The following is a 20,378-nucleotide window of genomic DNA, read 5'->3' on the forward strand; positions in this document are numbered from 1 at the left end:
TCATGACGAAGAATTTTCTAATTGAACTGGGTACGGAAGAGCTTCCACCAACAGCACTTCGTTCTCTAGCAGAAGCGTTTGCTTCTAACTTTGAAGCAGGTCTTAAAACGGCTGAGCTTTCTCACGAAGGCATCAAGTGGTACGCAGCACCTCGTCGTCTAGCACTTAAAGTAACTGCACTGGCTGAAGGCCAAGCAGACAAAGTGGTTGAGAAACGTGGCCCTGCTGTTTCTGTGGCATTCGATGCTGAAGGCAACGCGACCAAAGCGGCACAAGGTTGGGCTCGTGGTAACGGTATTACTGTTGAGCAAGCTGACCGTCTGAAAACAGACAAAGGCGAGTGGCTTCTTTTCAAACAAGAAGTAGCTGGCAAACCAGTTCAAGAATTGGTGATGGACATTGCTGCGAAAGCACTGGCTGGCCTACCAATTCCTAAAGCAATGCGCTGGGGTAACTCAGACATTCAATTTATCCGTCCAGTAAAAACACTGACAGTACTACTAGGTGATGAGCTTGTTGAAGGCGAAATCCTAGGCGTAGCATCTGCTCGTACTATCCGTGGCCACCGTTTCATGGGCGAACAAGAGTTCACAATCGACTCCGCTGACCAATACCCTGCGATCCTAGAAGAGCGCGGTAAAGTAATGGCAGATTACGAAGCGCGTAAAGCGATCATCCTTGCTGATTCGCAAAAAGCGGCAGCTGCGGTTGGCGGTACAGCTGACCTAGAAGATGACCTTGTTGAAGAAGTAACGTCTCTGGTTGAATGGCCAGTAGTACTGACAGCGAAGTTTGAAGAAGAGTTCCTAAAAGTCCCTTCTGAAGCTTTGGTGTACACCATGAAAGGTGACCAGAAGTACTTCCCTGTCTATGACGACAACAAGAAGCTACTACCGAACTTCATCTTCGTATCGAACATCGAGTCTAAAGAGCCTCGTCACGTTATCGAAGGTAACGAGAAAGTGGTACGCCCACGTCTTGCTGATGCTGAATTCTTCTTCAACACAGACCGTAAGCGCCCGCTTATCGACCGTCTTGCTGAACTAGACCAGGCTATCTTCCAGAAGCAATTGGGTACTATCAAAGACAAAACAGACCGCATCACAGAGCTTGCAGGCTACATTGCTGAGCAAATCGATGCTGACGTTGAAAAGTCTAAGCGTGCTGGCCTACTGGCTAAGTGTGACCTAATGACCTCTATGGTATTCGAATTTACGGATACTCAAGGTGTGATGGGCATGCACTACGCGACTCACGACGGTGAAGACGAGCAAGTTGCACTGGCACTTTACGAGCAATACATGCCTCGTTTCGCGGGTGACGATCTACCAAGCACTGGTATCTCTTCAGCAGTAGCAATGGCAGACAAGCTAGACACTATCGTAGGTATCTTCGGTATTGGCCAAGCACCAAAAGGTTCTGACCCATTTGCACTTCGTCGTGCGTCTCTAGGTGTGCTACGTATCATCGTTGAAAACGGCTACAACCTAGACCTAACCGATCTGATCGGCAAAGCGAAAGAGCTACTAGGCGACAAGCTGACTAACAAAAACGTAGAAGCTGACGTTATCGACTTCATGCTAGGTCGTTTCCGCGCATGGTACCAAGATGCTGGTTTCAGCGTTGATATCATCCAAGCGGTACTAGCACGTCGTCCAACTAAGCCTGCTGACTTTGACCAACGTGTTAAAGCGGTTTCTCACTTCCGTGAACTGGAAGCAGCAGAAGCACTAGCAGCAGCGAACAAGCGTGTAGGTAATATCCTTGCGAAATTCGATGGCGAGCTACCAGCTGAAATCGACCTAACGCTTCTTCAAGAAGACGCAGAGAAAGCACTGGCTGAAAACGTTGAAGTAATGACGGAAGCACTAGAACCAGCATTCGCAACAGGTAACTACCAAGAAGCCCTAAGCAAGCTTGCTGATCTACGTGAACCAGTTGATGCATTCTTCGATAACGTAATGGTTATGGCTGATGACGAAGCGCTTAAGAAGAACCGTCTAACGCTACTGAACAACCTACGTAACCTGTTCCTACAGATTGCTGACATCTCTCTACTGCAAAAATAAGCACAAGTGAGACAATTACTCTAAGTCATACTCTGAGTAATTAACGGTAAACACCCAAAGGGAAGCGAAAGCTTCCCTTTTTGTTTTTGTGAACCAAGCATTTGTTTGTAGAGGTCTTATTGATTAACTGAATGAAACAGCACTCAGACTGTAGAGGGCATTGTTTGCTATAACTGACCTGTTTATTCAGGGGAAGGGAACAATGAAAAAAACAGTACTCGCGCTTTCAATACTCGCACTCAGCGCATGCAGCCAAACCAGTGACAACAACCTATTACTGACAATTGATAACGACACTGTCGTATTCGAATCATCCGGTAAAGGCACCGTGATTGCAGAACAGGAACTCGCGAAAGGTAGCTATACCTTCTCTATCAGCGATACTCAAAATACCTGTGGCACCAACTATGCGCTGGCTGAAGAAAACCGCATCAAATTCAATAAACCCCTTCGCCTAGACGACTGCGCCGAGAAGTCTGAATTAGATATCAAGATCTTTCGCGCTAACACCTATCAGTTTATGCTCAACCCACAAACCAATGAACTGACCGTTCAGATAAAGCCGAAGCAACAACAAGTACAAAGCTTTGCTTGTCCGGTTCCTAGTGACGAACCAACCATCATCGACGTTGCTCAAACCTTTGATGATGGCACCGTGGTTAGAGACGCTCTTTCAGGCAAACAAGTCACAGTAACGAATGGCAGCGTCACCATGCAGCCAGCAGAAAATAGCCAAGGTGTTCTGCTGCTTGAGAAAGTAGAACCAGAAACCAAAGCTGACTTTAGTTGGGATAACGCCACGGTTTACTTCGTAATGACTGACCGTTTCCACAATGGTAATCCTGATAACGACAACAGTTACGGTCGCAGCCAAGATGGACAAGACGAAATCGGCACCTTCCACGGTGGTGACTTGGCAGGCTTAACCGAAAAACTCGATTACATAGAATCACTCGGTGCTAATGCTATCTGGATAACGTCTCCGTTAGAGCAAATCCACGGCTGGGTTGGCGGCGGTGATCGAGGTGACTTCAAACACTACGGCTACCACGGCTACTACCATCAAGATTGGACCAAGCTCGATGACAACATGGGCACCGAAGACGAGCTAAAAACCTTCATCGATACCGCGCATAGCAAAGGCATTCGTGTTATTTGGGATGTGGTAATGAACCACACCGGCTATGCGACGCTTGCCGACATGCAAGAGTTTGATTTTGGTAAGCTCAACCTAACTGACGAAGAAGCCAAACAAACACTTGGCGAAAACTGGACAGATTGGCAACCTACCAAAGGTCAGAACTGGCACTACTTCAACAACTACATCTCTTACAGCGACAAAGAAGCGTGGGAAAAGTGGTGGGGCAAAGCTTGGCTACGCAGCGATATCGGCGCCTATGACTCTCCGGGCTACAATAACCTCACCATGTCTTTGGCGCATCTGCCCGATTTCAAAACAGAGTCGACAGAGACAATCGGGCTGCCTAATTTCTATCGCAATAAGTCCACCAGCGCGACCGATGAACTCAAAACACCTCGTAACCATTTAATCACTTGGTTATCGGATTGGGTGCGCGAATATGGTGTCGATGGTTTCAGGGTCGATACCGCTAAACACGTTGAACTCGAAGCATGGGCAGAACTGAAAGAGAGCACCAACCAGGCACTTGCCGAGTGGAAACAGAACAACCCAGACAAGGCCTTGGATGACTTACCCTTCTGGATGACTGGCGAAGTATGGGCACACAGCGTGGTCAAATCAGATTACTTCGCTAACGGATTTGATTCGATCATCAACTTTGAATTCCAGAGTGATATCGCACCAAAGGCGCTCAAGTGCCTATCCGATCTTGATGCTGATTACCTTCGATACGCAGAGAAGATCAACAACGACAGCGAGTTCAACGTACTGAGTTACCTTTCGTCTCACGACACCTCGCTATTCTGGACACAACATGGCAGTGACTTTGCAAAACAAACCAAAGCTGCAAACGCGTTGATGCTGGCTCCCGGTGCGGTACAGATCTATTACGGCGATGAAATCGCCCGAGACTTTGGCCCAACGGGTTCTGATCCAATGCAAGGCACACGCTCAGACATGCCTTGGGATCAAATCACTGGCGAACGTGCAGAGCTGCTAGAACACTGGCAAGCGCTTGGCCAATTCCGCCAACGCCACCCAGCCGTTGCTCAGGGTAAGCACATCATCCGTAACAGCAAGGGCTACTATGCGTTCGAACGCCAATACCAAGATGACAAGGTATTAGTCGTTTATACCGGTTCGAACTAAACCTTCATTAACATAAACACCAGAAACTAAAGGGGAAGCTTAGGCTTCTCCTTTTTTTATCGCTAAAGGTACGTTCAATAAGCAAGCTGTCACTCATTAACCAAACTTTATAGAAGTTTTTTACGTGTTAGAGCATTTGGCGCTATGCGTCGCAAAAACATTGCGGTATGTTCAAGGAATACACTAATGGCAGACATAAGGTCTGCCTTAATGACACGTAACAAGCAATCACAATGAATTAGGTAAAATTAGTAATGCAGTTCTCTAAGTTTGGCGAAAAGTTTAATCGATACTCTGGAATCACTCGTTTAATGGATGATTTGAATGATGGCCTGCGCACTCCTGGCGCTATCATGCTCGGTGGTGGCAACCCAGCCGCTATCCCTGCCATGCTCGATTACTTTAACCAAGCCAGTGCCGACATGCTCGCCAGTGGAGAACTCATCGCCGCCCTCGCCAACTACGATGGTCCGCAGGGTAAAGACAGCTTCATCAAATCGTTAGCGGCAATGCTGAAAGAGACCTATGGCTGGGATATCAGCGAGAAGAACATCAGCCTGACTAATGGCAGTCAAAGTGGCTTCTTCTACCTGTTCAACCTGCTAGCAGGCCAACAGCCTGACGGTTCACATAAGAAAATCCTACTGCCAATCGCACCGGAATACATCGGCTACGGCGACGCGGGTATTGATGACGATATCTTTATCTCTTACCACCCAGAGATCGAACTGCTAGAAAACCGTCAGTTCAAATACCATGTTGATTTTGAAAAGCTTAAGGTTGATGACTCGGTTGCCGCTATCTGTGCATCTCGTCCAACTAACCCAACAGGTAACGTACTGACCGACGAAGAAGTACGTAAATTGGATACACTGGCGCGTGAAAACAACATCCCACTGCTGATCGACAATGCTTACGGCCTGCCGTTTCCAAACATCATCTTTGAAGATGTCGAACCGCTCTGGAATGAAAATACGATTCTGTGCATGAGCCTTTCTAAGCTTGGTTTGCCGGGTGTGCGTTGCGGTATCGTGATTGCGAGTGAAGAAGTAACACAAGCATTGACCAACATGAATGGCATCATCAGCTTAGCGCCAAACAGCGTCGGCCCTGCAATTGCCAATCACATGATTGAAAAAGGCGATTTACTGCGCTTAAGTAGCGAGGTAATCAAACCTTTCTATAAAGATAAGTCACTACGTGCAGTTGAACTGTTACAAGACGCTATCGACGACCCTCGCTTCCGTATTCACAAGCCTGAAGGCGCTATCTTCTTATGGCTATGGTTTGATGAGCTGCCGATCACCACAATGGAACTGTACGACCGCCTTAAAGCTCGCGGCGTATTGATTGTTCCGGGTGAATACTTCTTTATCGGCCAAGAAGACGAGTGGGATCATGCTCACCAGTGCTTACGCATGAACTACGTACAAGATGATGAGGCGATGCAGAAAGGCATTGCTATCATTGCTGAAGAAGTGAAAAAGGCTTACTCAGAGCAGTAATAAGAGCTTTTAGCTTACCGCAGGTCAAATACAAAAAGAGCACCTCATTAGGTGCTCTTTCACTTTTACTTCCCGATATTTTTTAGCTCTAAGGAGCTAACAGTAATTAGCCTTCTAGTAGACTATTACCATTGATAGCAATCTTACGTGGTTGCATCGCTTCTGGGATTTCGCGTTCGAGGTCGATGTGAAGAAGACCATTTTCCATGCTTGCACCTACCACTTTTACGTAGTCAGCCAGTTGGAATTTACGCTCGAAATCGCGCTCTGCGATACCTTGGTATACGAAGGTTTTCTCTGCTTCTGCTTTACGCTCACCTTTCACAATTAGCATGTTCTCTTTCTGAGTCAGATCTAATTGGTCATCAGCAAAACCAGCGACTGCCATAGTAATACGGTAGTTGTTCTCGTCTTTTTGCTCGATGTTGTATGGAGGGTAACCGCCAGAAGAGTTCTTCGATGTATTCGCTTCCATCATGTTGAATAGACGATCGAAGCCGATTGCGTTGCGGTAAAGTGGAGTGAAATCTACAGTTCTCATAATGCTATCCTTTTAGTAAGCAATAGTCTTAGCTGCGAATTTTACTTGGATCTAACCTGTGTGTGACCCAGTAAACAGCTAAGAGATTCAATTCGCATTCCTCGGGTTTCACCTCTATTGGCGACAACGCTGGGACATGGCAATGAATCAATTTTTAAGTTGTGTGCTGCCAAAGTTATCCTCTATTGAGCGATACTTCGTTAGCGGTAATGAAGGTTCTGTTTCTTCTCTTGTAGAGCAAGACAGTCATCCTCTTCACAAATAGATATATGGATTGAGCAAAATAGTTTCAAGGGGTTATTTTCAATTATTTTTGCAACTCAATATTTTTCAATATCTTACAAACATAAAAAAGCACCATCCAAAGGATAGTGCTTTAAAATGATTTTAGTTTTTTGAGACGAAGCTATTTGGCTTTAGTTCAAGGAAGAGGCGCGGAGCATACGAATGTATGTGAGCACCTCTGACACAGAAATTAAGCCAAAGAGCGAAGTATCAAAGAGACTAAACGTCTAGGTTTGCTACTTTCAGTGCATTCTCTTCGATGAAGTTACGACGAGGTTCAACTTGGTCACCCATTAGCGTCGTAAACAACAAATCAGCACCAACAGCGTCTTCAATTGTTACTTGCATCATACGGCGAGTTTCAGGATCCATTGTGGTTTCCCAAAGTTGATCCGGGTTCATCTCGCCTAGACCTTTGTATCGCTGTAGGCTTAGACCACGACGAGACTCTTTCACTAACCAGTTCAGAGCATCAACGAAGCTAGAAACTTCTTGAGTACGCTCACCACGCTTAATGTAAGCGCCTTCTTCAATCAAGCCATCAAGAGCTTCAGAAAGATCCGCTAGCTTACCAAACTCTTTAGAGTTAATAAGATCGATGCTTAGTAGGTGTTCATGAGTCACACCATGAGTACGAACCACAATCTTAGGAACGCTTAAGCCTAGCTCTTCGTGTTTTTCAACTTCAAGGCTGTATTGGCTTGCACCTACTTCTTTCGCGTTTAGCTGTTCAACAAGCTGCTTACCCCAAGCTTCAACTGCCGCGTCATCATGACACTGCTCAGCCGTTAGACGAGGAACGTAAATCAGTTCGTGAACCAATGCGCGTGGGTAACGGCGGCTCATACGATCAACAAGCTTGATGCCTGCATTGTATTGCTGAACAAGCTTCTCTAAACCTTCACCTGCAAATGCTGGCGCTTCAGGGTTTACGTGCAGTTCTGCGTTGTCTAAAGCCAAAGATACTTGATACTGGTTCATCGCATCTTCATCTTTAATGTACTGCTCTTGCTTACCTTTCTTCACTTTGTAAAGTGGCGGTTGAGCAATGTAGATGTAGCCACGTTCAATCAGCTCTGGCATTTGACGGTAGAAGAACGTCAGTAGCAGGGTACGGATGTGAGAACCATCGACATCGGCATCGGTCATGATGATGATGTTGTGGTAACGCAGTTTATCTGGGTTGTATTCGTCACGACCAATACCACAACCAAGAGCGGTGATTAGCGTTGCTACTTCTTGAGAAGACAGCATTTTATCGAAACGTGCTTTCTCTACGTTAAGGATTTTACCTTTCAGCGGTAGGATTGCTTGGTTCTTACGGTTACGCCCCTGCTTAGCTGAACCGCCAGCAGAGTCTCCTTCCACAATATATAGTTCAGACAGTGCAGGATCTTTTTCCTGACAGTCAGCAAGCTTACCAGGAAGACCCGCTAAATCTAATGCGCCTTTACGACGAGTCATTTCACGAGCTTTACGCGCTGCATCACGAGCACGTGCTGCATCAATAATTTTAGAACAAACTGTTTTCGCTTCACCTGGGTTCTCAATAAGGAACTCAGACAACTTCTCACCCATTGTAGATTCAACGGCAGACTTCACTTCTGAAGAAACCAGCTTATCTTTAGTTTGGCTTGAGAACTTAGGATCAGGCACTTTAACAGAAACAATCGCCGTCAGACCTTCACGAGCATCATCACCAGAGGTCGCAGTCTTCGCTTTCTTAGAGAAGCCTTCCTTGTCCATGAAGCTGTTCAGAGTACGCGTTAGCGCCGCACGGAAACCTGCTAAGTGAGCACCACCATCGCGTTGAGGGATGTTGTTGGTGAAACAGTAGATGTTTTCTTGGTAGCCGTCATTCCACTGCATCGCAACTTCAACGGTAATACCGTCTTCGCGCTCAGAGTTAAAGTGGAAGATTTTTTGGATGATTGGCGTTTTGTTAGTATTAAGGTGTTCAACAAACGCTTGGATACCGCCTTCGTATTCGAAGTGATCCATTTTGTCTTCTTCGCGCTCGTCAATTAGCTTAATTGATACACCTGAGTTCAAGAATGATAGCTCACGTAGACGCTTAGCTAAAATGTCGTAATGGAACTCGATGTTAGTGAAGGTTTCTTCACTCGGCCAGAAACGAATCTCTGTACCTGTTTTATCCGTGTCACCGATAACCGCTAGTGGCGCTTGAGGCTCACCGTGGCTGTAGGTTTGAGTGTGGATTTTGCCACCGCGGTGGATAGTAAGAGTAACTTGCTTAGAAAGTGCGTTAACTACTGAAACACCAACACCGTGCAGACCACCAGATACCTTGTACGAGTTATCATCGAACTTACCACCAGCGTGAAGAACCGTCATGATTACTTCGGCTGCAGATACGTTTTCTTCTGGGTGCAATTCTGTTGGAATACCACGGCCGTCATCGCTCACAGACACAGAACTATCTTCATGGATAGTTACAATGATGTCATTACAGTGACCAGCTAGCGCTTCATCAATAGAGTTATCTACCACCTCAAAAACCATGTGGTGCAGACCGGTACCATCATCCGTGTCGCCAATGTACATTCCAGGACGCTTACGTACCGCATCCAGACCCTTCAGTACTTTAATACTCGATGAATCGTAATTATCTGACATAGTTACTCTCTGACTAATTATCCTTGCTCTATTTTGCCATGTTCCACATGAAACATCCTGCTATTTTCGTCATGCATATCTGCAATCTGATCAGCGGTAATAGAGCTTACAAAAACTTGAGCCTGGGTCGCCTTTAAACACTCAGCAAGACGTGCTCGGCGTTGGCTATCTAATTCGGAAGCGAAGTCATCTATCAAATAGATGCACTGCTTACCTGTCATTTGAGTGAGGTGTTGCCCTTGTGCTACTCGTAGCGCGCACACCATCAACTTCAATTGACCTCGTGACAAGACATCTTCCACTGGAGTGCCGTTCACTTTTATCTTCAGATCCGCTTTGTTTGGCCCACTAAAGGTGTAACCAAGCTGCTGATCCCTTTCAAAATTCTTTTCTAATATATCGGCGTACGGGGTGTCTTTGTCCCAGCCACGATAGTAGTTAATCTTTATCTCAAACTCAGGAAGGAAGGTCGCACAGATTTCTTCGGCGACTTCTTTGAGCTGATCAACGTAGGTGGCACGCCACTGACTGATGCTTTCTGCTAAACGGGCCAATTCTTGGTCCCAATAGCTCAGCTCTCGATAGTGCGTTGCCGTTTTCAATAAGGCGTTTCGCTGCTTATTGAGGCGCTTTACCCTGCCCCACGCATCATAAAAGCCCGACTCACTGTGGAAGACTCCCCAATCAATGAATGCTCGGCGATGCTTAGGTCCATCGGTTAGTAAATCAAACCCTTCAGGGTGAATCAACTGCAAAGGTAAGACTTGAGCTAACTGAGCCAACTTTTGCCCAGTTTGACCGCTTATTTTAACCTCTGTCGTGCCATCGCGCTGCTTATTAATGCCAATTGGCAGCTCAAATTGATCCGAGGTCATAAAACGGCCATGTACAAACAGCTCACTACACTCGTTTTGTATGATACGACCGGTAAGTGAACTCTTGAATGAGCGACCATGTCCGAGCAGATACACAGCTTCAAGGACACTGGTTTTGCCGCTTCCGTTAGCCCCTATAAGAAAGTTAAAGCCTGATGACGGTTGAATGTCACAGGCTTCAATATTTCTAAACTGCTTAACGATTAAGCGCGATAAAGGCATAACGTCTTCATATTAATCTTCAATCACGACTCGGTAGGTCAACATAGGGCTGCTTATAAGCGAATTGGCATAACAACGTACATCGCGCTGTCATCTTGTGCGTTCTCGATAAGAGCACTCGCATTGGCGTCTGACATTGAGATGCGAACCTGTTCACAACGCAGTGTGTTCAGAACATCCAATACGTAGCTTACGTTGAAGCCAATCTCTAGCGCGTCACCGTCGAAGTTAACATCGAGTACTTCTTCTGCTTCTTCTTGCTCTGGGTTGTTCGCGGTAATGCGCATCTCGCTATCCGCAAGGTTAACGCGAACACCACGGAATTTTTCATTCGATAGAATCGCAGCACGAGAAAATGCTGAACGTAATTCATCACAGCCAGCTTCAAGTGTCTTGGTGGTATTTTGCGGCATTACGCGGCGATAATCAGGGAAACGACCATCAACCAGCTTAGAAGTGAAGACATAGTTGTTCACTTCAGCTCGCACGTTAGAGTTACCAATTTGCAGTGTTACTGGCTGTTCAGGTGCATCCAATAGCTTCACTAACTCTTGAACACCTTTACGAGGAACAATGATCTGCTTCTGAGCAAAATCCGCACCCAGTTGTGCTTGAGATACTGCCATACGGTGACCATCGGTCGCTACGCTGCGCAGGATAGAGCCTTCAATCTCAAACAACATACCGTTGAGGTAGTAACGAACATCTTGGTTCGCCATTGAGAATTGTGTTTTCTCGATAAGACCGCGAAGTTCAGCTTGTGTCACTGACACTTCAACTTCACTGCTCCAGTCTTCAATATTTGGAAAATCTGCCGCAGGTAATGTTGCTAAAGAGAAGCGGCTACGACCAGAGCGAACCTGAATACGGTCACCATCCAATACCACCGTGATCACTGAGTTATCTGGCAATCCACGGCAGATATCTAGGAATTTACGTGAAGGTACGGTAATGCTACCCGCTTCGAAATCACCTTCAAGCGTTACACGGCTGATCAGTTCAACTTCTAGATCCGTCGCTGTCATCGACAACACGTTATCTTCTACTTTAATCAGTAGGTTTCCTAGAATTGGAAGCGTTGGCCTGCCACCGAGTGCGCCAGATACTTGTTGTAATGGCTTAATCAGGTGACTACGTTCAATGGTAAATTTCATATCTTGCTCTTACGGTCTAAATGGCACTGCGTAATAGTACGTGGCCAAGATTCTGCTTATTAAGGTTAAGAATACTGTGTATTAAGAAGAAAGGGTACGAATCAAGTTCGAATAATCTTCTTTAATGTCGTGGCTCTCTTCACGCAGCTGAGCAATCTTACGACAAGCATGCAGTACCGTCGTGTGGTCACGACCACCGAATGCATCGCCAATCTCAGGCAAGCTGTGGTTTGTTAGCTCTTTCGCCAGTGCCATCGCCAATTGACGTGGACGAGCAACAGAACGAGAACGACGCTTAGACAATAGATCAGCGACTTTGATTTTGTAGTACTCGGCTACTGTCTTTTGAATGTTATCAATAGTGACCAGTTTTTCTTGCAGTGCAAGTAGGTCACGCAGTGCTTCACGCACGAAGTCGATCGTGATCGGGCGGCCAGTGAAGTTTGCATTCGCAATAACACGGTTCAATGCGCCTTCCAGTTCACGAACGTTAGAGCGTAGACGCTTGGCAATAAAGAACGCCACTTCATCCGCAAGGTGAATTTGGTGGTCTTCGGCTTTCTTCATCAAGATCGCAACACGTGTCTCAAGCTCTGGTGGCTCAATAGCTACCGTCAAACCCCAGCCGAAACGAGATTTAAGACGATCTTCTACCCCGTTGATCTCTTTTGGATAACGGTCAGACGTTAGGATGATCTGTTGATTGCCTTCAAGCAGCGCGTTAAAGGTATGGAAGAACTCTTCTTGAGAACGCTCTTTATTAGCAAAGAATTGGATGTCATCGATAAGCAATGCATCAACACTACGGTAGTAGCGCTTAAATTCTTCGATCGCGTTGTTTTGCAGAGCCTTTACCATATCCTGAACAAAACGCTCTGAGTGCATGTAAACCACTTTCGCATTCGGCTTATTATCAACAATGGCGTTACCCACCGCATGCAACAAGTGCGTTTTACCTAAACCAGTGCCGCCGTATAGGAACAACGGGTTGTAGGCTGTACCTGGGTTATCAGAAACCTGACGTGCCGCAGCCAAACCGAGTTGGTTCGACTTACCTTCAACAAAGTTATTGAACTTATGTTTTGGGTTCACGTTTGAGCGGTGATTCAAGTCAACCGCGACAGGCTCTTCATCACGCCAGATATTATGGACAGGTTTGCGAGCTTGTAATTGCGCAGGTGCTGATGACTCAGCGGCCACATCAGCTGCAGTGCGAGTCTGAGTTGGTGTCGGTGTCGCAGGCTTTGGTGCAATCACACGCTTGCTTCCCACTTCAAAATGAAGATGTGGGATATCGTTACCGCAATATTCTTGCAGCAGACGGTTAATGCTATTTAGATACTTATCACGAACCCAATCGAGTACGAAACGGTTCGGTGCAAATAGAGTTAGAGTATTGTCATTGAGTTCCGCTTGTAACGGACGAACCCACATACTGAATTCTGTAGCTGGTAACTCTTCTTGAAGCTGTTGCAAACACTGCAACCAAAGCGAAGATGACACGGTGCCCTCACTCTATTTAAAGTAATATGAAATGACCGCTAATTTTACCTGTTGATAAGTCAGATCACCAGCAATTGATCACAGATCCAGTGAATAAGATCCAAGTTATTCACAATAAATTTGTAATTTATCGGTGGATCCACACATCTTGCCCCTAATTTACTCACACAATGATCCACTTATGCCCGGATCCTTGCTAGTTATCCCCAAATCGGGAATTCAATCTGGTTATGGTTAATAACATCTGGTTATTTATTCTAGTGAGCATTTTCCCAGTAACATCCAAACCCATAAATATAAGGAGTTACCAAATGAATAACTGGATTAAGGCTGCAATTGCGGCTATCGCACTCTCTGCTGCTACTGTTCAAGCTGCGACTGAAGTTAAAGTCGGCATGTCTGGTCGCTATTTCCCGTTTACGTTCGTTAAACAAGACCAGCTACAGGGTTTTGAAGTGGATTTATGGGATGAGATCGGTAAGCGTAACGATTACAAGGTTGAATACGTAACGGCAAACTTCTCTGGTCTGTTTGGTCTTCTTGAAACGGGTCGCATCGATACCATTTCAAACCAAATTACAATGACGGATGCACGTAAAGCGAAATACCTATTCGCAGACCCATACGTAGTAGACGGCGCACAAATTACCGTTCGTAAAGGTAATGACAGCATTAAAGGCATCGAAGACCTTGATGGCAAGACGGTTGCGGTAAACCTAGGCTCAAACTTTGAACAACTGCTTCGCAGCTACGACAAAGATGGCAAGATCAATGTAAAAACCTACGATACAGGTATTGAACATGACGTGGCACTGGGTCGTGCCGATGCATTCGTAATGGATCGCCTATCAGCACTAGAGCTTATCAAGAAGACTGGTCTACCATTACAACTAGCAGGTCAGCCATTCGAAACAATTGAAAACGCTTGGCCTTTCGTCGACAACGATAACGGCAAAAAACTGCAAGCAGAAGTAAATGAAGCATTAGCAGCAATGCGCGCAGATGGTACGCTAGAAAGTATCTCTCAGAAATGGTTTGGTGCGGACATTACTCAGAAGTAATTACTCACTTTCTCCATTCAAGGCCCACTGCTTTATACAGCGGTGGGCTTTTTTCTTTTGTGCACTGATTAAAAAACCTGATACAACAGTACTTACATATAGAACAACACTGCCAATAAAAATACGAGATAGATTATGGGATTTGACTTTAATTACATGCTAGAGCTGTTGCCAATACTACTGAAGTATTTAGGCACCACGATGGAGATGGCGACCTGGGGCTTGTTCTTTGCTCTGATCCTGTCTCTGATACTGGCGAATATTCGTGTATTCAAAATCCCAGTGCTCGACCAACTGAGCCAGCTGTACATTAGCTTCTTCCGAGGCACACCACTGTTGGTGCAGCTGTTCCTCCTTTATTACGGCTTACCACAAGTCTTCCCGTGGATGGTTGGGTTGGATGCCTTCAGCGCCGCTGTGATTGGCTTAACCCTGCACTTTGCCGCGTATATGGCAGAAAGTATTCGTGCCGCGATTATCGGTATTGATCGCAGCCAGATGGAAGCCAGCCTTTCGGTCGGTATGACAACCAGCCAAGCGATGCGCCGAGTGATCTTACCGCAAGCAACTCGCGTGGCACTGCCGTCGTTGATGAACTACTTCATCGATATGATCAAGTCGACTTCACTTGCCTTCACCCTAGGTGTCGCCGAAATCATGGCTAAAGCTCAGATGGAGGCTTCTTCAAGTTTCCGCTTCTTCGAGGCTTTCTTAGCAGTCGCACTGATTTACTGGGGCGTGGTGGTTATCCTCACTCGTATTCAAATTTGGGCCGAAGTGAAACTGAATAAGGCGTATGTACGATGATCAAATTACAAAGTATCCACAAGCAGTTTGGTGACACCGAAGTTTTGAAAGGGATCGACCTAGAAATCAAACAAGGTGAGATAATTGTCATCATAGGTTCAAGTGGTACGGGTAAATCTACCCTACTGCGTTGTGTGAATTTTCTAGAGCAAGCCGATCAAGGCACGATTTCGATTGATGATATCAAGGTTGATACTCAGAAACACACTAAGGCAGAGGTGCTTGCACTGCGTCGTAAGACCGGTTTTGTGTTCCAAAACTATGCACTGTTCGCTCACCAAACCGCGAGACAGAATATTGCTGAAGGTTTAATTACCGTTCGTGGTTGGAAAAAACAGCAAGCCCATGAAAAAGCACAACAAATACTTGATGATATTGGCTTAGGTGACAAAGGTGATAGCTACCCAGCCGCGCTCTCTGGTGGCCAGCAACAACGGGTGGGTATTGGCCGTGCAATGGCACTACAACCCGAGCTTTTACTGTTTGATGAGCCGACTTCAGCGCTCGATCCTGAGTGGGTTGGCGAAGTGCTTAACCTAATGAAAAAACTGGCAAATCAGCATCAAACCATGCTGGTGGTTACCCATGAAATGCAGTTCGCGAGAGAGGTCGCAGACCGAGTGATCTTCATGGCTGACGGTCATATTATCGAGCAGGGATCTCCACAGGATATTTTTGGTAATCCACAGGATCCTAAATTAAAAAAATTCTTAAATAAGGTTGGGATCGACTAAGGATCCTTGTGATTTTAGTTATTCTACGTATAATCCCCCGACCGGAATTTTAGTTAACCCAATCATTGACACTTTTTGTGACAGTGATTACAATTCCGCCTCTTTGTTGAGAGGCGTCGGTTTTCCTTTCTTATATAAAGAAGAGAAAAAATGCCCACGCCGGGTTTAACAAAAACCTAAAACTACTGATCAGTAAGGTAATTACAATGAAACGCACTTTTCAACCTACAGTTCTAAAGCGTAAGCGTACTCACGGTTTCCGTGCTCGCATGGCTACTAAGAACGGTCGCGCAACAATCAATGCACGTCGTGCAAAAGGCCGTAAGCGTCTTTCTAAGTAATCTTTGATTATTTTGAATAAGCTAGCCTTCGGTCGGGAGTTACGCTTGTTAACTCCCGAACATTATCAAAATGTCTTCAAGCAAGCTCATCGAGCTGGCTCCCCTCATTTCACCATCATTGCCCGAAATAACTCTCTTTCAAATCCTCGTCTTGGATTAGCCGTTCCGAAAAAGCAGATTAAAACCGCCGTGGGTCGTAACCGATTCAAGCGTCTTACTCGTGAAAGCTTTCGTAACACTCAACACAAACTTCCTAACAAAGATTTTGTTGTAATCGCTAAGAAGAGCGCGCAAGATTTAAGCAATGAAGAAATGTTCAAGCTACTCGACAAATTATGGCTTCGCCTGTCTCGCCCTTCGCGTGGATAGCGCTAATACCCATCTATTTTTATAGATGGTTTATTAGTCCACTCATCGGCCCACGCTGCCGATTTACTCCAACCTGCTCTTTATATGCGATAGAAGCGTTGAAAGCTCACGGTTTTGTAAAAGGGTGTTGGTTATCAGGCAAACGTCTATTAAAATGCCATCCTTTGAACGAAGGGGGCTTTGACCCCGTTCCACCAGTCCAAAAACAAGACAGAGATAAATAACGATGGATTCTCAACGTAATATCCTGTTAATCGCATTGGCTTTGGTTTCTTTCCTACTGTTCCAACAATGGAACGTAGCTCAGAATCCAGCACCACAAGCGGTTGAGCAGGCACAATCTGGCAGCACCCTACCAGCGCCATCTTATGCAGATGATCTAGACCCGGCTCCTGGTCAAGTTGCTTCTTCTGCTAAAACTATCACAGTAACAACTGATGTACTGACTCTGTCAATTGATACGGTTGGTGGTGATGTCGTTAAAGCAAACCTAAACGATTACTCTGCTGAGTTCGATTCTGAAGATACGTTTGTTCTTCTTAAAAACGAACCAGGTCACCAATTTATCGCACAAAGCGGTCTAGTGGGTCCTCAAGGTATCGATTTAAGCAGCACAAACCGCCCAAGCTACACAGTTTCAGCAGACAGCTTCACGCTTGCTGATGGTCAGGATGAACTACGCATCCCGATGACTTACCAAGCGAACGGCCTTGATTACACGAAAACATTCATCCTTAAGCGTGGCAGCTACGCAATGGATGTTGAATACGATGTAGTCAACAACTCTGGTAACAACGCGACATTCGGCATGTACGCTCACCTGCGTCAGAACGTAATGGATGACGGCGGTAGCCTAACAATGCCAACTTACCGTGGTGGTGCTTACTCTACGGAAGATACGCGTTACAAAAAATACAGCTTCGACGACATGCAAGATCGCAACCTGTCTCTTAACCTAGCAAACGGTCAAGGTTGGGCAGCGATGATTCAGCACTACTTTGCAAGTGCATGGATCCCACGCGACGAAGCAGGCAGCAACCTTTACACTCGTGTAATTGGTAACCTTGGCGACATCGGTGTTCGCATGCCGAACAAAACCATCGCTACTGGCGACGAAGCAAACTTCAAAGCAACGCTTTGGGTTGGTCCTAAACTTCAAGACCAAATGGCTGCTGTTGCACCTAACCTAGACCTAGTAGTTGACTACGGTTGGTTATGGTTCATTGCTAAACCACTTCATACTCTGCTTTCGTTCATTCAAGGCATCGTTGTGAACTGGGGTCTGGCAATCATCTGTCTAACTTTCATCGTTCGTGGTGCTATGTACCCACTAACGAAAGCTCAGTACACGTCTATGGCGAAAATGCGTATGCTTCAGCCTAAGCTGACTGCAATGCGTGAGCGTATCGGCGACGACCGTCAACGCATGAGCCAAGAAATGATGGAGCTTTACAAGAAAGAGAAAGTAAACCCACTAGGTGGCTGTTTACCTATCCTTCTGCAAATGCCTATCTTCATTTCGCTATACTGGGCACTAATGGAGTCTGTTGAACTGCGTCACTCACCGTTCTTCGGTTGGATTACTGACCTTTCAGCACAAGACCCATACTACATCTTGCCACTTCTGATGGGTGCTTCAATGTTCCTAATCCAGAAGATGAGCCCGACAACTGTAACGGATCCAATGCAGCAGAAGATCATGACCTTTATGCCGGTTATGTTCACATTCTTCTTCCTGTTCTTCCCTTCAGGTCTGGTTCTATACTGGCTAGTATCGAACATCGTAACTCTGATTCAGCAAACGCTTATCTACCGCGCGCTGGAAAAGAAAGGCTTACATTCTAAGTAAGTTCGATAATAGAAAGAGACAAAGAAAGGCGACCAAAAGGTCGCCTTTTTGTTTTTAGCTGATTACAATTCAGCTAATTGATTAATCGTGAGCGCCCCTTTTTGGCTTTCACATGCTAGCAGGCACAACTATGACTACAGATACGATTGTTGCTCAAGCGACTGCACCCGGCCGTGGCGGCGTCGGTATTATTCGCGTTTCAGGCCCACAAGCAGCCCAAGTTGCGCTTGAAGTTACCGGCAAAGTACTGAAACCACGTTACGCTGAGTACACCCCTTTTAAATCTCACGATGGTTTAGAGCTAGACCAAGGCATCGCGCTTTACTTTCCTAACCCGCACTCGTTTACCGGTGAAGACGTTTTAGAGCTGCAAGGCCACGGTGGTCCTGTGGTAATGGATATGCTCATCAAGCGCATCCTCGCTATTCCAGGGCTACGCGCAGCACGCCCAGGTGAGTTCTCGGAGCGTGCCTTCTTGAACGACAAGATGGATTTAACCCAAGCAGAAGCGATTGCTGACCTCATTGATGCCAGTTCAGAAGAAGCGGCGAAATCAGCTCTGCAATCGTTACAAGGCGAGTTTTCAAAACGCATTAATACGCTGGTGGATTCTCTGATTCACTTACGCATCTATGTTGAAGCCGCTATCGACTTCCCAGAAGAAGAGATTGATTTCCTTGCTGACGGTAAAGTAAGTGCTGACTTACAAGCTATCATCGACAACCTCGAAGCGGTTCGCCAAGAAGCCAATCAAGGTGCCATCATGCGTGAAGGTATGAAGGTGGTGATTGCAGGTCGTCCTAATGCCGGTAAGTCGAGCTTACTGAATGCATTATCGGGTAAAGACTCCGCGATTGTGACTGATATTGCAGGTACAACCCGTGATGTACTTCGTGAACATATCCATATTGATGGTATGCCACTGCACATTATTGATACCGCAGGCCTGCGTGAAGCCTCGGATGAAGTCGAAAAAATCGGTATTGAACGCGCTTGGGAAGAAATTGCTCAAGCCGATCGCGTTTTATTTATGGTCGATGGCACCACTACCGATGCAACCGACCCGAAAGATATCTGGCCAGATTTCGTTGATCGTCTGCCGAATAACATCGGAATGACCGTGATTCGTAACAAAGCCGATCAAACCGGTGAAGATCTCGGGATTTGCCATGTTAATGATCCAACTCTGATTCGACTATCAGCAAAGACGGGACAAGGCGTTGATGCACTACGTAATCACTTAAAAGATTGCATGGGCTTTGCTGGTGGCAATGAAGGTGGCTTCATGGCACGTCGTCGCCACTTAGATGCCCTAGAACGCGCATCTGAGCATCTAGATATTGGCCAGCAACAGCTCGAAGGCTATATGGCAGGGGAAATCTTGGCAGAAGAACTGCGTATAACGCAGCAACACCTTAACGAGATTACTGGTGAATTCAGTTCCGATGACCTACTCGGCCGTATCTTCACCTCTTTCTGTATTGGTAAATAACCTTTAAAGGCCGGCTCATGCTGGCCTTTTTCTTTAGTAAGGACAGCTTAATGATCCACATTATTACAGGCAGCACCTTAGGTGGTGCAGAGTACGTTGGCGATCACCTTAATGATCTTCTTGAAGAGCAAGGCCACGAGATCACCCTTCATAATCAGCCTGAATTCGATGATATTCCCCAACAAGGCTTTTGGTTGCTGGTGACTTCAACTCATGGTGCGGGTGAATTTCCAGATAATATTAAGCCGTTTATCGACGCATTGACCCAGCAATCTCCAGATTTAAGCCCGGTTCGCTTTGCTGTCGTGGCGCTTGGTGATTCGAGTTACGATACCTTCTGTTTGGCGGGAAAATCAGTCCACAGCCAGATGAAAGAGCTCGGTGCTCAGCCTATTTCTGACTGTTTTACCATCGATGTATTGGAAACTCCGGTACCAGAAGACGCAGCAGAAGCTTGGTTCAACGATCATAGCGACCAGTTTTAACCTCTCTCCTCTCTCAAAAAGCGGCTTATGCCGCTTTTTTTGTCTCTGAACATCGTGATTGTGAATAACTTTTTTTCAAAAACATCGAAAATTAGCGATCTATTTTCAATTTCTGCTGTGGATAAGATCATACATATACGGTGATTAACCTATAGTTAT

18 protein-coding genes are annotated in these 20,378 nt (G+C 46.0%); 13 read left to right on the plus strand and 5 right to left on the minus strand.

The features are described 5' to 3' along the window. Positions 1–2: 2 nt before the first annotated feature. From glyS to AB4517_RS03895, 3 genes are all read left to right on the plus strand, one after another. Positions 3–2,069, plus strand: a complete 2,067-nt coding sequence (gene glyS / locus AB4517_RS03885; RefSeq protein ID WP_372147921.1) for a glycine--tRNA ligase subunit beta — start codon at positions 3–5, stop codon at positions 2,067–2,069. A 202-nt stretch (positions 2,070–2,271) separates the two neighbouring features. After that, positions 2,272–4,359, plus strand: a complete 2,088-nt coding sequence (locus AB4517_RS03890; RefSeq protein WP_372147923.1) for an alpha-amylase — start codon at positions 2,272–2,274, stop codon at positions 4,357–4,359. Between the two features lie 254 nt (positions 4,360–4,613). Further along, positions 4,614–5,864, plus strand: a complete 1,251-nt coding sequence (locus AB4517_RS03895) for a valine--pyruvate transaminase (protein ID WP_372147924.1) — start codon at positions 4,614–4,616, stop codon at positions 5,862–5,864. Positions 5,865–5,970: 106 nt separating this feature from the next. Here the strand turns inward: AB4517_RS03895 and AB4517_RS03900 are convergent, their stop codons facing one another. Next, a complete protein-coding gene (locus AB4517_RS03900) occupies positions 5,971–6,405 on the minus strand; it encodes an Hsp20 family protein (protein ID WP_009848140.1) in 435 nt (144 codons plus the stop codon). A gap of 142 nt (positions 6,406–6,547) precedes the next feature. Here AB4517_RS03900 and AB4517_RS03905 point away from each other — a divergent pair, with 142 nt between their 5' ends. Beyond that, complete coding sequence (locus AB4517_RS03905) at positions 6,548–6,670, plus strand: hypothetical protein (protein WP_267869012.1); 123 nt, start codon at positions 6,548–6,550, stop codon at positions 6,668–6,670. A gap of 239 nt (positions 6,671–6,909) precedes the next feature. Here AB4517_RS03905 and gyrB read toward each other — a convergent pair whose 3' ends face one another. From gyrB to dnaA, 4 genes are all read right to left on the minus strand, one after another. Continuing rightward, the gene (gene gyrB, locus AB4517_RS03910; RefSeq protein WP_017058811.1) at positions 6,910–9,327 is read right to left on the minus strand and encodes a DNA topoisomerase (ATP-hydrolyzing) subunit B; all 2,418 of its coding nucleotides are present in this window, start codon (positions 9,325–9,327) and stop codon (positions 6,910–6,912) included. A 17-nt stretch (positions 9,328–9,344) separates the two neighbouring features. After that, positions 9,345–10,424, minus strand: a complete 1,080-nt coding sequence (gene recF, locus AB4517_RS03915) for a DNA replication/repair protein RecF (protein WP_017058810.1) — start codon at positions 10,422–10,424, stop codon at positions 9,345–9,347. A gap of 53 nt (positions 10,425–10,477) precedes the next feature. Beyond that, entirely contained in the window at positions 10,478–11,578 is a 1,101-nt protein-coding gene (gene dnaN, locus AB4517_RS03920; protein ID WP_017058809.1) for a DNA polymerase III subunit beta, read from the minus strand. 81 nt (positions 11,579–11,659) lie between these two features. Next, positions 11,660–13,081 (minus strand): chromosomal replication initiator protein DnaA, encoded by a 1,422-nt coding sequence (dnaA, locus tag AB4517_RS03925; RefSeq protein ID WP_017058808.1) that lies wholly within the window; start codon positions 13,079–13,081, stop codon positions 11,660–11,662. 311 nt (positions 13,082–13,392) lie between these two features. Between dnaA and AB4517_RS03930 the strand changes: the two genes are divergently transcribed. From AB4517_RS03930 to mioC, 9 genes are all read left to right on the plus strand, one after another. Next, the gene (locus AB4517_RS03930; protein ID WP_009848135.1) at positions 13,393–14,142 is read left to right on the plus strand and encodes an amino acid ABC transporter substrate-binding protein; all 750 of its coding nucleotides are present in this window, start codon (positions 13,393–13,395) and stop codon (positions 14,140–14,142) included. 135 nt (positions 14,143–14,277) lie between these two features. Beyond that, positions 14,278–14,949 carry an amino acid ABC transporter permease gene (locus AB4517_RS03935; protein WP_009848134.1) on the plus strand — a complete coding sequence of 224 codons (672 nt, stop codon included), beginning with the start codon at positions 14,278–14,280 and terminating at the stop codon, positions 14,947–14,949. After that, a complete protein-coding gene (locus AB4517_RS03940; RefSeq protein ID WP_017063027.1) occupies positions 14,946–15,683 on the plus strand; it encodes an amino acid ABC transporter ATP-binding protein in 738 nt (245 codons plus the stop codon). Before AB4517_RS03935 ends, AB4517_RS03940 begins: the two co-directional genes overlap by 4 nt. Before the next feature lie 206 nt (positions 15,684–15,889). Beyond that, positions 15,890–16,024: a 50S ribosomal protein L34 gene (gene rpmH / locus AB4517_RS03945; RefSeq protein ID WP_004735800.1), complete on the plus strand. Its 135-nt coding sequence runs from the start codon at positions 15,890–15,892 to the stop codon at positions 16,022–16,024. Between the two features lie 45 nt (positions 16,025–16,069). Then, a complete protein-coding gene (rnpA, locus tag AB4517_RS03950) occupies positions 16,070–16,393 on the plus strand; it encodes a ribonuclease P protein component (protein WP_017055478.1) in 324 nt (107 codons plus the stop codon). Beyond that, positions 16,360–16,617, plus strand: coding sequence for a membrane protein insertion efficiency factor YidD (gene yidD / locus AB4517_RS03955; RefSeq protein WP_004735802.1), 258 nt, complete (start codon positions 16,360–16,362; stop codon positions 16,615–16,617). Before rnpA ends, yidD begins: the two co-directional genes overlap by 34 nt. Positions 16,618–16,619: 2 nt before the next feature. Continuing rightward, complete coding sequence (gene yidC / locus AB4517_RS03960) at positions 16,620–18,242, plus strand: membrane protein insertase YidC (RefSeq protein WP_017058806.1); 1,623 nt, start codon at positions 16,620–16,622, stop codon at positions 18,240–18,242. Between the two features lie 130 nt (positions 18,243–18,372). Beyond that, positions 18,373–19,734, plus strand: a complete 1,362-nt coding sequence (mnmE, locus tag AB4517_RS03965) for a tRNA uridine-5-carboxymethylaminomethyl(34) synthesis GTPase MnmE (protein ID WP_029235098.1) — start codon at positions 18,373–18,375, stop codon at positions 19,732–19,734. Positions 19,735–19,784: 50 nt separating this feature from the next. Further along, entirely contained in the window at positions 19,785–20,219 is a 435-nt protein-coding gene (mioC, locus tag AB4517_RS03970) for an FMN-binding protein MioC (RefSeq protein WP_017058804.1), read from the plus strand. The last annotated feature ends 159 nt before the right edge of the window (positions 20,220–20,378 follow it).

The sequence above is a fragment of the Vibrio sp. 10N.222.52.C3 genome (assembly GCF_041474195.1).
Taxonomy (GTDB): Bacteria; Pseudomonadota; Gammaproteobacteria; order Enterobacterales; family Vibrionaceae; genus Vibrio; species Vibrio crassostreae_C.